This is a genomic window from Pseudoalteromonas sp. 20-92, from assembly GCF_030847595.1.
GTDB classification, from domain to species: domain Bacteria; phylum Pseudomonadota; class Gammaproteobacteria; order Enterobacterales; family Alteromonadaceae; genus Pseudoalteromonas; species Pseudoalteromonas fuliginea.
Map to the genome: position 1 here is coordinate 1 of NZ_JANJGQ010000010.1, position 14,068 is coordinate 14,068.

Sequence of the window (14,068 nt, forward strand, 5' to 3'; positions counted from 1 at the left end):
TTCAATAGTAACACGCGTTATTGGGTGCTTTTTTAGTGTTTTTATAGCGTGTTTAATGCCGCCGTCATTGTTTTCTAAGGTGAAATATATATCTAACGGTCGGATGTAAATATCGAGTTGAGTTTTACCTGTATCGACACCGACGTTAATTTCATTTTGATTATTTTTTGTATTCATAATAAGCTGACTCTGCCTTGCGATTCGGGCTCGAGGCCCCGTTGACTATCCGAGTTTAATGCTTGGAGTTTATACAGCGTTCTTTCTTGTTATCGGTCTCTCAATAGAGGAGCCTTCAATCAATCAATCGAACTACTGTATAAAAGGCTTTGGTTGCAGCCAAAGCTTGGGCCTCACATTACCCGAACTTGGTTAAAGTATTAATTAATTTATGGGTTTATTATCCATACAAGCCAATTAAGAAGGACACGTAACAGTCGGTTGTAAAGACAAACAACCACAGCGCTCCTTCACCATGCCTCTTATTGAGACGTTAGCTTTACAGGAGTTGTAATCAACAATGAAGTTCAATCAAAAAATATTATTATGCATTTCGTTTCTTTTCTTAACGGCGTGTGCGAGTACAACCAAAAATATTAAAGCGGATCAAGGTTTAGAATCCAATCAAGGAATAGTTGTAACAAAAATTCATTCAAATTGGGATGGTTACAACAACCCTCTGTTAGCAGATTTAGAGTTCATATTTACACAAACCGATGGGAAGAAAAAAGATTCTAAGTTTGTGCTCAGTAAAGCAGACGATTTAAAAGTTGTAGCATTGCCGGCCGGTGAATATAAGTGGTTTCGTATTCTTTTTGGTAATTACTATATGGACTTAAGTGGTGGGTTTACTATCAAGCCTAATGAAATTACTTATATTGGTGACATACATTCTCAATTAGATCTCGGTATGTTTAGTATGTCAGGAGAATCTAGGATCTCTAATGAATCAGAACAAATTAAAAACGATTTGGAGGTTCACTTTCCTAAACTCTTAGAAAAGCATAAATTTACTACTAAGCTTTCTACATTGCAGCAAAAGTAAAAAATAGGATGACACCCATCCTAATTATTACGAAAAAAGCCAACAAAAACAGTATGAAGAGTGCATTTTTATAAATAATGGATCACGCAAAAAGCTGAGCTATGTAGACAAAATGAAAGTAAAAATAGATAGCCCAATCGGACGACGACAGCTGTTTATTAAAGAATGACAAACGACTCGGCTGTACCGAACCGGCTTTCCTTTAAATAAAAAGCGGAACATTACAGTGAATAAATTGACCTTATGGAGCCAAGCGAAAGTGAACGCCCAATGGCAACTGTATTGCCTTGTTCATAATATTGTAGTGGTACAGTGATTTTGGCCACCCATTAAGAAAGAAATGTTATGCTAATAAGCATACAAATTTGGGTGAAAAAATGACGAAATTAAAACGCGCAACATATTCAGCGGCAATTAAATTAGAAACGGCTCAGCTTGTAGTAGACCAAGGTTATACGCAAGAAGACGCAGCAAAAGCGATGGGGGTGGGTAAATCAACCGTAAGTAAATGGGTTACTCAATTAAAGCTAGAACGCAATGGTCAGTCACCATCAGCTTCACCAATGACGCCCGAACAAATTGAAATCCGCGAACTTAAAAAGCAAATCCAACGCATTGAATTAGAAAAGGATATATTAAAAAAGGCTACCGCTCTCTTGATGTCCGACTCCCTGAACAATTCTCATTAATTGAGAAATTAAATCAACGAGAGCGTTATCCAATTAGCGTGCTATGTAGTGTATTCAATGTGCATCGTAGCAGCTATAAATACTGGGCCATACGGGATACAACGCCGACACCTGAGCAAGTAAGGTTAGAGGCTGCAAGAAGATTAGGTTGACACCCATCCTAATTATTACGAAAAAAGCCAACAAAAACAGTATGAAGAGTGCACTATTATAAATAATGAATCACGCAAAAAGCTGAACTATGTTAATAAGGTGAAAGTAAAAATAGAGAGCACAATCGGACGGCGACAGCTGTTTATTAAAGTATGGCAAACGATTCGGCTGTATTGAACCTGCTTTCCTTTAAATAAAAAGCGGAATATTACAGTGAATAAAGGTATGAATAAATTTACCTTACGGGGTCAAGCGAAAGTGAATGCGCAGTGGCAACTGTATTGCCTTGTTCATAATATAGAAAAGCTGCAAAACACGATGCATTAAGAAGGGTAAGTCCTTTTAACCTAAAATAAAGCCACTAAAGCCCCCGCAATCCCGTCCAAAACGCCAATTAAAACAATATCAAATACTTCTTTATATTCTGCGTAAAAATACAGTAATCAATTGAACCAAAATAGGAACTCAGCTATGGTTTGTTTATCAATAAAAACAAATTTAAAAACGAGTTAATCTACAGGCTCGTTGAGGCTGTAGAATTACTTATTTTTAAGAAAAACAGCCTGTTTTATGGGTTCCAAATGCATTACCTAATGCTTTAAAAACGCTTAGCGTTGATTTTAGGCGCTCGTTTTTAAATTAATTTGGTTGTTGGAGTTATTCTACAGTCTCGTTATGTTCGAAAAGGAATATTATGTTTAGAATTTTAAAGTTAGTAATTATAGTTTTTTATTTCGCTAGTTTTTACTCGTTCGCTGAAAATATTGACGACAAAGCGCAATTAGAAAAAATGGTAGTAAAATATGAGTCGGCGGTTGGGTTAAGCAAAGAATGCATATCTTCAAAAATGAAAAATATTTCGAGTTGCAAAGCGTTTCAAAAGATTTATCTCTTTGAGTTAAAGGACAGCTTCGCAGCGTTTACGACTAATTTAGGTTCGTACATAGAATTAGATGTAGACATCACCTTGCGTGGCGTGGCAGCTATAACCTCAGCAAGTGAAGCGGCGCTTGATATATACGCACATAACAAAAACATTAAGACGAACAATTCACAAGAGCAGTAAATCGCCGTTTATATGAGTGTTACCAATGTCTGCTCATGGTACAAACCGGAAATCACCTTCCCATAAATTCCGTACTAATACATTAAGGCTTCTGAAGCCTTAATGTCATTAATTTTCAACCATTCAAATATTTACCTAAACCTAACCTTACTTAAATTTCAGGTCGACTCTAATAAATCTCAATCTGTGCGCCAGACCTTGCTTAAAATTCAAACTATTCTCAAGCTGCCGTGAATTCTCAACTTAAGTGGCGCTGGCCATAAGCTGAAAAAAGATACATATTAGCCAATAAAATAATTGATAACTATTTTCGTTTAGATTAATATGCACATACTAAATGTAATTGAGAGTGGTTTGTATTCATGTATATTTGTCTATGTCACGGTGTGACAGATAAAAAAATTGAGCAAACAATTGACGATGGTGCAACGACCATGCGTGAATTAACTAAAGAGCTTAAAGTGGGCAGCCAATGCGGTAAGTGTTGTGGTTGTACTAAAAAGATCCTTAATCGCAGACTTATTCAGATTGCGGATGTAACGGATCAAGTTGCTTAATTACGTATAAAATTTAGATATAAAAAAAGCAGCTTTTTAGCTGCTTTTTTTATGGCTGAATTATTGTTTACAGTTGAGACTGTAAATAGTTTTTAATGCCCGTATTTTTAATAAGTAATTGTTGGGTTTCTAACCAATCAATTTGCTCTTCTTGTTCATTTAAAATGTGATCAAGGGCTTCACGGGTAATATAATCTTTTTTACTTTCAGCCAGTTTAACTGCGCTTCGTAATTCATCAATCGTATCGAGTTCAAAGCTCATGTTAGCAGCAATCATTTCTTCGCTGTTTTCACCAATACGTAATCGGCCTAAGTCTTGAAGGTTTGGTAAGCCTTCTAAAAACAAAATACGTTCAATTAATCGATCGGCGTTTTTCATTTTTTGGATAGATACTTTGTAATCTGCTTTGTCTAGTTGAGTGAAGCCAAAGTCTTTAAACATGCGTGCATGTAAAAAATATTGGTTAATACCAACAAGCTCATTAGCGAGTACTTTATTTAGCGCCGCAATAACGTCTTTATCGCCTTTCATAATATGCTCCTACTAAGCCATTTGTGCTTGATGATAATTTTCAGAACCAATTTTATCAATTAGACCAAGTTGTTGCTCTAACCAGTAAACATGATCTTCTTCGGTATCAAATAACAGCTTTTCTAAAATGCTACGTGATTGGTAATCTTTCTGTTCTTCACATATTGCGATTACGTCTTTAACACACGCTACTACTTCAAGCTCTAGTGTTAAATCGTTTTGCATCATACTTTTTACATCGCTACCGATAAGTAAGTCACGGCGCTTAGTCATATTTGGTACACCTTCTAAAAACAAGATGCGCTTAATAAGCCAATCTGCGTGATCTTTTTCTTCTTCCATTTCATGGTTAAGGCGTTCGTATAGCTTGTTTAAACCCCAGTCGTCATACATGCGCGAGTGTATAAAATACTGATCGATTGCTGCTAATTCGTTAGCTAACAATGTATTAAACGCATCGATTACTTTTTGATTACCTTTCATGATAAATCGCCTTAACTATTTCAATTGTAAGCAGTGTAGTATAAATTGAATGAATTGCAAGTTTTCTCTATAAAAATCATTGTGTTACTATTGGTTTTGATTCTTATTTAAGTTTGCGTTATTGCTTGGTTTATGGACAGTTTTTTATTTGTATTAGTATCTGAGAATGATTACTAGAGGTATTTATAGATAATAAGTTGATATACTGCTTTTTATGTTATTTTTTTAAATAAATAGGCATGCTGATGATGCCTATTTATTGAGTCTATTGCTAATTAAAACTGGTATTTAGCACCGAAGGTAGTCGTCGTGCCTAATCCTTTGATGTTATAGCCGCCGTAAGTATAAGATTGTGCGCGGGCAGGGTAGTAATCGCTATTGAACAGGTTTTCGATACCAAAATAGCCACTCCACCTGGCGTTAACGTTGTACTGGCCACTTAAGTTAAATGTGTTGTAGCTACTCACAGGGCCCTGATCGCCAGAGTATTGGCCTTGCGCATTTTTATCAAAGCGCTTTCTGTCACCTACATATAAAAAACTCATTGCAAGTGATAACTTTTCGTTAGTTTGCCATGTTAAATTAGCAGTGGCTTTAGGTGGGCTGATTTGTTTTGCCCCTAAATATTCATCCGCTTCAGTATTTTTTCCTTCTACGTAGCTGTATGTAGCACTTAATTTAAGATCTTGATTAATAGTATAATTAACTAAACCTTCGTAACCCCATATTTCTTGCGGTGCGCGTACGGGTTCGTAAACACCCGTTACTTCGTTAAATTCATTACTGGTGCCAAGCTCTGAAGTACTTCTGTACAGTGCAAATTCAAAACGAACGTTTTCAAACTGTGAAGTAAAACCAATTTCGTAGTTGTCAATTATAGATGCTTGTGTCTGAATAAGTGCAATATCGTCAACGGTTGCAGCGCGAAGTAAGCGCCCAATATCAGAAATATCAGATCCCTGTGAATAACTAAAAAATGGGCTGAATGCATTTGTTAAATTGTATTTTATGCCTGCATTATACGTTGTAGCGTCATAGTTTATGGTATCACCACGCACATTTAATGGGACTGAGCATTGCGAAGGGGTTCTACACAGTTTTAATGTTTGGTAATCACTTACGCTCAAATCAATACTTTCGTTTCTTACACCTGCTTTTACAATAATATCGTCGTTTATTACCCATTTTGTTTGTAAAAAACCAGCAACACTTTCCATATCCATTTCTGGCACCCACACACGGCCATCTACCAAAGGTTGTGATGTTTTATCGTTTAAGGCATCAATGCCGTAGATTAGGGTGGCTGCTACGTTCTCAAAATCAAACTGGCTATTAAATGTAGCCCTTGCACCTTGCTTTTCTGATTTAATAACGGACTGACCACCGGTATAGCCTTCATCGAGGTTAGCTAGGTTAGTGGAGAAAAAGAATACGTTTTCTATATCTTGTTTATAAAGATCGAGGGTCATTTGTGTGTTTTCAAACAACGCGTAGTCAACATATTTTAGAGTAATATTAACGTTGCCATCGGGTCCTTGCGGCTTACCTTGCTTTTGTAGTTCTATAGGTACGTGAATAGCGTATGTTTTTTCCCCTATATTGCCATCGCCAGTAATATCACCTAAGTCAGTTTTTTGCTGTGAGCTGTAAAAGTTATAGCTAAACTGTAATTGCTTTTCGTCGTCAAAATCGTAACTTAGTTTAGTAAAGTAATTTTGAGTTTCAGAGTCTGATAAACCGTATTGTAAGCCTAAAATATCGCCCTGTGCATCGCGTTGCACGCCGTTTTCTTCATAGCTTGCCGTTAACAGGTAGCTTAATTTATCGATCTTACCGTTTACTGCTGCCGATATTCTACCGCCGCCACTTTCTGCTAATTTAATAGCGCTAAAGCGGCTTGAAATACTTATTTCACCTTCAGGCTTACCATCACTGCGAGCCTGTTTTGTTATGTAGTTAATAATGCCACCTGAAGCACCATTACCATAAATAGAAGTCGCGCCTTTTATAACTTCAATGCGCGCTATGGCACTTGCATCAAGTGTTTTTATGCCTAAAGAGCCGTTACGAAGAGGGGTTGATTGCGGTACACCATCAATCATTATTAAAGGCGCACGGCCACGTAGCGTTTGTCCTGAATTACTTGAGCTGCCTGTATCTGGGGCAAGTCCTGGAACCATTTGCGCAAGTAAACTCCCCAGTTCTGAGCTTACTTTTAAATGCTGCTGTATTTGTTGTTGATTAATAACGGTAATAGAGGCAGGTACTTCGTCAATACTTTCTGAGATACGACTGCCAGATACAATGACATGTTCTAATTGTTCAGAAGCGTATTCATTTTTATTATTTTCATCTGCTAGCGTGTTAGTACTTACTGCAACAGCAATAAGGCAAAGCGAAGTTTTTAACATGGGAGAGCTCTTAGTTGATAATAATTTTCGCAATGGTAATTATTATCAACTAATCACGCAAGTGTTAATGAGATTTATTTTCGTTTGTGACGTTTTAACCAAAAATACACACCGCTTACAATAAAAAATGCGAGTGAAAGGGCAATCAATAACCATATAAATTGCACTATGGGGCCTGCAAAATCCCCAATGTGAAATTTATACTTAAAGTTCCATGCTTGCGTCGTAAAGTTGGCTTTACTTGCGTCAAATGAGTTTAATACTTTGCCTGTAAATGGATTTACCCATACCCAACTATAAGCATGGCTTTCACCAGGGTTTTGAATTCTGAGCGCAATGGCATCGTCTGCTTTTTTAGGTAAGTAAATTCTAAATAATCGACCATCAGGGAATACATCCCCAGCATTTTTAATTGCTTCGTTATAGTTTATATCAGCTTGAGAAGGCGCTATTATTTTTGGCGCTTTGGGCCTTTGTTCTACTTTATTAAACGTTACAAATTCTAATACTGATTGAGTTTGTGTTTTCCAATTAAATGCCATACCAGTAAAGGCAATAAGTACAAGCGGTATAAAAAAGTAAACACCAAGTACGGTATGTAATTGATACATTAGCACTCTAAATTTGGCTTTAGGCTTAATAGCTAAACGCTTAATTCTGTTTTTTGGTTTTATCCATAGGTATAAGCCGAGTAGTACATTGATTAAAAGTAATAATGCACACACTGACATCCAATTTTTAAATGGTTTTTTACCATCACTATCTTCAAATAATAACCAGCGATGTAAGCCTAAAGCAAAGCCATAAATTGTGTCTGTTGTTTGATAGCTATGAATTATTTTTCCAGAATAAGGATTGACACTCACGTAGTGCTTGTTAGCCAATCTAAATTGCCAAGCTAATGCTTTATTTTGCTCGGGCATAAAAAAAACAATTTTTTGTTGTGTTTGCGTTTGCACGCTTTCTATCAATTTTTGATTGTTTAATGTACGAGGCTGCGGAATAACTTGCCATTTATCTGGCTGAATGAAGTGCTGTATGTCTTTTGCATAAATCATAGCAGCACCGGTTAAGCTCACTATTAATAAAAATAGTCCGCTAATGAGGGCAAGGCCTAAATGAATTCTACGTAACCAAAGTTTCAAAAACAGTATCTCATTATAAGTTAGTAGCAATATTGTAAATGATAATACGAGATGTTTTCAATTAAATAGTTATGTATTTGTTTAGCTTATTATTTACGCTATTATGCTGCGCTTTTATTTGCAATAGGTCTGGTTTCTATTATGCAATTTTCGATGTTAAAATTGTCGTGTAAGAAGCCTTTTACTGCGGGTAAATCAATTGTTTGTTGAGTGCTAACAACAAGCTCACAATAATTTTCTTTATCATCTAGTTGCCAAAGCTTAATGCTGACTACCGATTCGATATTAAATTCATTACTAATAGCATGTGATATTGCGTGTGTATCAATGTTATTAGGGGCTGCTTGCATTAAAATTTTGCCGCTTTGCTTTAATAATAAAATACCATGATAAATTACATACACAGAAATAAGCACTGTGGCAATTAAATCAACGATATACCACTGGTATAAAATAATTAAAGTGCCAGCAATAATAACAACAATAGAGGCCATTGCATCTGAGATGTTGTGAATAAAAGCCGCTTTTATGTTTATGCTGTGATTAGCACCAGCTCGGTAGGTTAAATACGCTGTTGATAAATCAATAACTAATGCTATTGCTGCCACCCAGACAACTATCCAACCATTAATAGGCTGCGGATTTAAATAGCTAGAAATGGCTTCAAAAATTAAATATAGGCCAATTATAATTAATGTAGTGCTATTAAAAAGAGTAGCGAGGATTTCAGCGCGCTTATAGCCAAAATGATGAGTTACGTCAGCTGGTTTATTACCGATTTTACGTGCAATGAGCGCTATAAATATTGCCCCAGCATCGCTTAAATTGTGAAGTGCGTCGGCTATAAGCGATAAGCTACCCGAAAATATCCCGCCAATAACTTGGGTTACGGTTAGTAATACGTTAATGATAACAGCAACGGCGAGCTGTTTATCGCTTTGGTTTTCGTCTACATGACTATGTGAGTGATCGTGCGCCATAATGCTCTCAAAACACTTTTATTGAATAATGCTTATATCATGGGGAGTTTAAAACAGCTACAAGAGTGACAAAGGAGTCAAAAAATTAATCCTATTGGCATGTTTTTTATTGTAATGCTAATTTGACGTTATAACGCTAAATACCGATTTTTTAAGACGTTTATAGCTCAAAACTTGCGTCTTTATATATTTAATGCATTAATATAGTCACTATAAAATGACTATAAGCTATTAGGCAATAAGCATGGATAAGGGTTTAAACTTTGGAGTATTAACAGGTAAAGGACAATCTGTTCGAAGTAAATTAATTATTACCTTTATAATTATAGCATTAGGGCCGTTGTGCTTGTTAACGTGGTTTAGTTTTCAGCATGTAAATAATACGCTTAAGCAAAATGCGCATAGCGAACTAAATGAACTCAGCAATATTGGAAAGCAATTTGCTGAAATTTGGTTTTTAGACCAAGTTAATGATCTGTATTTATTAAAGTCGCAATTAAGTATAAGTCCAACCAAGGAACACGCTTTAATAAATGATTTTGTCAGACAATATGATTTTATAAATCATATTGAAATCATTGACGTGTTGCCTAACAAAGAAAAAATAGAACTTTCCTTATTTAATCAAATTCAAGAATCAGAACTCACTAAATTATTCATAGCACAAAATAAAACAGATAAAGCATTATTTCATTCTATGGTGGTTGAAGGACATGCGCATCATATAGTGTCGTTACCTATATTTGACGATCAAAATAAACTAAAAAGTGTATTACTAGCCAATGTAAACTTACAGGGACTGCTAAACAACTTAAGCAAAATACAGGCAAAAAATACGAGTGTTGCATTCTTTATACTGCACAATAGCAAAATCGAAAAGCAAACAAGGGCTTCCGTTGCTACCCCACCGCTTTTAAATCAAAACAGCTCTGCACCAAAACAAGTGTTTAGTTATGCTAATAACAATGAAAAAATATTTTATGCATACATTAATGAACTTGATTTTTTAGGCCAGCAAGGTTGGCAGCTATTAGTTTCCAAACCAGCTGAAGCAGCATTACAAGGCAGTCTCTATTATAAGCGGCTTGCTATTTTAACTAATGCTGGATCTTTGCTGCTTATTTTATGTTCGTCTTGGTGGTTTGGTCGTAGATTATCTCGCCCGTTAATTCGTTTAACTAATATTGTTGAAAGTATAACTAGAGGGAAACATGTAAAAATCCCTATTTTAAACGACAGTATTGAGTTTAATCAGCTTTCAAAAGATCTGCATGAGCTTGTAAAAGTAAATCAAGAACAGCAAAGTACTTTGCAAGAACAACGAGCTGCATTGCAAATTGCACTTAAGCAATTAGCAGAGCAAAAATCAGCGCTTGATAAGCATGCAATTGTTGCTGTTACTGACTTACACGGAACAATAGTTTTTGTGAACGGAAAATTTTGTGCAATAAGTGGTTATGAAGAATATGAGCTTATAGGTCAAAATCACCGGTTATTAAATTCAGGCACGCATTCACATGCTTTTTTTGAAGAAATGTATGCAACGCTTAAGCGTGGTGAAGTTTGGAATGGGCAAATTTGTAACAGATCAAAGGACGGTAGCTTATATTGGATGGACACCACTATAGCGCCATTTTTAGATGATGAGGGTAAACCACAAAGCTATATAGCAATTCGCACTGATATTACTCCACTTAAGTTACAGGAATTTGAATTAGAACAGCATAAAACACAACTTGAACTTGTTATCAATAGTACCGCTGTTGGTATTTGGGATTGGTATGTAGGTACAAGCAAAGTTACGTTTAATAAACGTTGGGCTGAAATCATTGGTTATACACTTAGTGAAATAGAACCTTGCAGCATAGATACTTGGTATAAATATGCACACCCAGAAGATTTAGTTGAATCAGAATTAAAATTAAAAACCTACTTAGCTGGCGGCAGTGATTTTTATGTTAGCGAAGCTCGGATGAAGCATAAGTTAGGGCATTGGGTCTGGGTACTTGATACAGCTAAAGTAGTTGAATGGAATAGCGACGGCTCACCTAAACGAATGATTGGGACGCATGTAGATATTACTCAAAGAAAAACAACGGAGTCTGAACTACAAAGCAGCCGTGATCAGTTTGCGTCTCTTGTTGAAAATATTCCCGGTATTATTTATCGCTGCGAGTCAGATGAAATATGGACGATGCTTTATTTAAGTGATCAAACTAAAGATATCACTGGTTATGCCGCAGATGATTTTATTAATAATAAAAATAAGCGTTTCTTTGATCTTCTTCATGAAGAAGATATTGATCATATAAAAAAATCAATTAACCAATCTATTAAAGAGCATAGTACGTGGTCAATTGAATACCGAATTATAGCAAAAAATGGTTATGTTCGATGGGTTAATGAAAAGGGTAAGGCAATCTATGACTCTGACGGTACTGTTCTGTACCTTGATGGCTTTATATTGGATATTACTGAGCGCTACAATATACAGTTGAAAATAAAACGTCAGCAAAGTTTACTTGAATCAATGAGTAAGCAGGGACAAATTGGCGCGTGGGAAATAGATTTAAAAGCCCATACTCTTTATTGGTCAGATGAAGTTAAAGTTATTCATGGTGTACCTGATGAATATGAACCCGATTTAGCGACCGCAATAGATTTTTACAAGCTGGGAGAACATCGCGATAAAATCTCTAAGCTATTTGAAAATGCAGTTACTTTAGGTGAAAGCTGGAGTGTTGAGCTGATAATTTTAACCCATCAAGGTAAAGAAAGGTGGGTTAAGTCTATGGGTCAAGCTGAATTTAAAAATGGTGAATGCATACGTATATTTGGCTCATTTCAAAGTATTGATGCTCATAAACGTTTAGAGATCGAAAGTGAAAAAGCAAACCGATATAACAAAAATCTTGCCCAATTAACCATTGCGCCTGAAGTACAAAGTAGTGATGTAAGCGAAGTGAACAAACTAGTTGTTAAATCAATGTGTGAGGTATTGAATGTAGAGCGTGCTTCGTTATGGATTTTTAATGAGGCCGGTGATGCTATGGTGCGTCATAGTTTACATACTAAAGGCGAGGGACTGGTTCGCACGGAAGATGAGCTAAAAGTTAAAGACTTTCCTGCGTATTTTTCTGCTATTTACAAGCATAACTTAATTGCGGTTGATAATGTAAATATGCACCCTGCAACAGCTGAGTTTATTGATGACTACACCAGGCCGCTAAATATTAAATCGTTAATTGATGTTGTAATTTCTTCGGGCGATGGGAATTTGGGGATTTTGAGTGCTGAAAAAGTGGATGAACACCATTATTGGACTCAAAACGAAGAAACTTATTTACGTTCATTAGCAACCTTAGTCGGAAGTACGCTTATATCGCAACGCCGTAAAAAAATAGCAGAAGAGCTTAGTGTTGCCCTCGTTAAGGCTGAAGATGCTGCGGTTGCTAAAAGTCAATTTTTAGCGACGATGAGCCATGAAATTAGAACGCCGATGAATGGTGTACTTGGCATGCTAGAGCTTATTGAGCTTGAAAACTTATCAAAACCAATTGAAACAAAAGTAGGGATTGCTAAAACAAGTGCTCACTCATTGCTGGGGGTTATTAATGATATTTTGGACTTCTCTAAAGCTGAAGCGGGTAAAATAGAGCTCGAAAGTATTAATTTTAATGCGGGTGATTTAATTGGTGAGGTTGCAGCTGCGCAAGCTTTTACAGCTCAAGATAAAGGCATTGAAATTATCTTAGATTTAGTCGCTTTAGAGCCTTCACAATTGTGTGGCGATCCAGGTCGTATCCGTCAAATTCTTACTAATTTATTGAGTAATGCAGTCAAATTCACCAGTAAAGGTGAAGTTGTCGTTAGTGCTCAAATAGATAAAGTAGAACAAGGCTTAGTGCTACAAATAAAAGTAAAAGATTCAGGTATTGGTATTAATGAGCAAAAACAGCATCAATTATTTTCACCTTTTTCTCAGGTAGATGCTTCAACAACGCGAGAATATGGTGGCACTGGACTCGGTTTAGCTATTTGTAAACAGCTGTGTGAGCTGATGGGTGGGGAAATTTCACTTAAAAGTGAAGCAGGCCAAGGCAGTGAATTTACTGTAACTATACAAGTCACCCAAAGTGAGCAAAAAGAACGTTATATACAAAAGCTAAATATAAAAGGTTTATCTGTCTTAGTTGTTGATGATAATGAGACTAATAGAATTGTTATATCCCAGCAGCTAGAGCATTGGGGCGCCCATGTAGCGCTTGCATGCGATGCATATGATGCACTTGCAATGTGTGAAAGCCGCATCAGCAGTAATCTAAAAATGTATGATATTGCAGTGCTTGATATGCAAATGCCTGGCATGGACGGGATTGGACTTTGCAAGGCTTTAAAAGCAAACGATGACTTTAAAAACATGCCCCTTGTTATGATGACGAGTATTGCTGGTATGGAAGGTGCTCAGCGTTATTCAAGCATTGGATTTCAAGCTTATTTCCCTAAACCTGTTACAACGGCGGATCTGATTTCAGCGTTGTCGGTAATTACAAATAATGAGCATGATGAAGCATTACCGTTGGTTACATCCGGTTATATCTCATCTTTGAAAAAAGAAAAATTAGGTGAACCTATTCAAATATTACTTGTAGAAGATAATCCAATTAATCAGCAAGTATCCACATTAATGCTTAAAAAACTTAATTGTAATATTACGCTTGCTGAAAATGGACAGCTCGCTATTGATATTTTAAATACTCATGGGCAAGGTTATTTTAAAGCGGTGTTAATGGATTGCCAAATGCCAGTGATGGACGGCTTTGATGCCACAAAAGCTATTAGAAATGGCTTAGCGGGCGACAAACACAAAGATATTAAAATAATAGCATTAACGGCAAATGCGATGGATGCAGATAAGCAAAGGTGTTTTGCTGCCGGAATGGATGATTATTTAAGCAAGCCAATACAATTGGATTTTTTAAAAGATAAATTAGAACAATATATTTGAGG

At 36.2% G+C, this 14,068-nt stretch carries 9 protein-coding genes and 3 pseudogenes; 6 read left to right on the top strand and 6 right to left on the bottom strand.

Annotation, left to right across the window (positions count from 1 at the left end; all coding sequences use genetic code 11):
- Positions 1-177, bottom strand: a pseudogene (locus NRL14_RS10605) (IS110 family transposase); the annotation flags it as partial.
- Between the two features lie 340 nt (positions 178-517).
- Here NRL14_RS10605 and NRL14_RS10610 point away from each other — a divergent pair.
- The 5 genes and pseudogenes from NRL14_RS10610 to NRL14_RS10630 all read left to right on the top strand — a co-directional run bounded on the left by NRL14_RS10610 (position 518) and on the right by NRL14_RS10630 (position 3,507).
- A complete protein-coding gene (locus tag NRL14_RS10610) occupies positions 518-1,042 on the top strand; it encodes a hypothetical protein (RefSeq protein WP_149605048.1) in 525 nt (174 codons plus the stop codon).
- 377 nt (positions 1,043-1,419) lie between these two features.
- Positions 1,420-1,862 (top strand): annotated as a pseudogene (locus tag NRL14_RS10615) (transposase); the annotation flags it as partial.
- Positions 1,863-1,938: 76 nt separating this feature from the next.
- Positions 1,939-2,211, top strand: a pseudogene (locus NRL14_RS21075) (transposase); the annotation flags it as partial.
- Between the two features lie 367 nt (positions 2,212-2,578).
- The gene (locus tag NRL14_RS10625; RefSeq protein ID WP_033029718.1) at positions 2,579-2,950 is read left to right on the top strand and encodes a hypothetical protein; all 372 of its coding nucleotides are present in this window, start codon (positions 2,579-2,581) and stop codon (positions 2,948-2,950) included.
- Positions 2,951-3,312: 362 nt separating this feature from the next.
- Positions 3,313-3,507, top strand: coding sequence for a (2Fe-2S)-binding protein (locus tag NRL14_RS10630; RefSeq protein ID WP_002960627.1), 195 nt, complete (start codon positions 3,313-3,315; stop codon positions 3,505-3,507).
- Positions 3,508-3,574: 67 nt separating this feature from the next.
- Here the strand turns inward: NRL14_RS10630 and bfr (NRL14_RS10635) are convergent, their stop codons facing one another.
- The 5 genes from bfr (NRL14_RS10635) to NRL14_RS10655 all read right to left on the bottom strand — a co-directional run bounded on the left by bfr (NRL14_RS10635) (position 3,575) and on the right by NRL14_RS10655 (position 9,058).
- Positions 3,575-4,039, bottom strand: a complete 465-nt coding sequence (gene bfr, locus NRL14_RS10635; protein WP_002958984.1) for a bacterioferritin — start codon at positions 4,037-4,039, stop codon at positions 3,575-3,577.
- A gap of 12 nt (positions 4,040-4,051) precedes the next feature.
- Positions 4,052-4,522 carry a bacterioferritin gene (gene bfr, locus NRL14_RS10640; protein WP_306724628.1) on the bottom strand — a complete coding sequence of 157 codons (471 nt, stop codon included), beginning with the start codon at positions 4,520-4,522 and terminating at the stop codon, positions 4,052-4,054.
- 275 nt (positions 4,523-4,797) lie between these two features.
- A complete protein-coding gene (locus tag NRL14_RS10645) occupies positions 4,798-6,933 on the bottom strand; it encodes a TonB-dependent receptor (protein WP_306724629.1) in 2,136 nt (711 codons plus the stop codon).
- Between the two features lie 74 nt (positions 6,934-7,007).
- On the bottom strand, positions 7,008-8,078 hold the full coding sequence (locus NRL14_RS10650; protein WP_306724630.1) for a PepSY domain-containing protein: 1,071 nt from the start codon (positions 8,076-8,078) through the stop codon (positions 7,008-7,010).
- Between the two features lie 101 nt (positions 8,079-8,179).
- Positions 8,180-9,058: a cation diffusion facilitator family transporter gene (locus tag NRL14_RS10655; RefSeq protein ID WP_306724631.1), complete on the bottom strand. Its 879-nt coding sequence runs from the start codon at positions 9,056-9,058 to the stop codon at positions 8,180-8,182.
- Positions 9,059-9,302: 244 nt separating this feature from the next.
- Between NRL14_RS10655 and NRL14_RS10660 the strand changes: the two genes are divergently transcribed.
- On the top strand, positions 9,303-14,066 hold the full coding sequence (locus NRL14_RS10660) for a PAS domain-containing protein (RefSeq protein WP_306724632.1): 4,764 nt from the start codon (positions 9,303-9,305) through the stop codon (positions 14,064-14,066).
- Positions 14,067-14,068: the final 2 nt, after the last annotated feature.

Excerpts from the sequence above, each read along its gene's own strand:
- NRL14_RS10610 (WP_149605048.1), top strand. The coding sequence starts at position 518 with ATGAAGTTCAATCAAAAAATATTATTATGCATTTCGTTTCTTTTCTTA.
- bfr (WP_306724628.1), bottom strand. The coding sequence starts at position 4,522 with ATGAAAGGTAATCAAAAAGTAATCGATGCGTTTAATACATTGTTAGCT.
- bfr (WP_002958984.1), bottom strand. The coding sequence starts at position 4,039 with ATGAAAGGCGATAAAGACGTTATTGCGGCGCTAAATAAAGTACTCGCT.
- NRL14_RS10630 (WP_002960627.1), top strand. The coding sequence starts at position 3,313 with ATGTATATTTGTCTATGTCACGGTGTGACAGATAAAAAAATTGAGCAA.
- NRL14_RS10645 (WP_306724629.1), bottom strand. The coding sequence starts at position 6,933 with ATGTTAAAAACTTCGCTTTGCCTTATTGCTGTTGCAGTAAGTACTAAC.
- NRL14_RS10660 (WP_306724632.1), top strand. The coding sequence starts at position 9,303 with ATGGATAAGGGTTTAAACTTTGGAGTATTAACAGGTAAAGGACAATCT.
- NRL14_RS10655 (WP_306724631.1), bottom strand. The coding sequence starts at position 9,058 with ATGGCGCACGATCACTCACATAGTCATGTAGACGAAAACCAAAGCGAT.
- NRL14_RS10625 (WP_033029718.1), top strand. The coding sequence starts at position 2,579 with ATGTTTAGAATTTTAAAGTTAGTAATTATAGTTTTTTATTTCGCTAGT.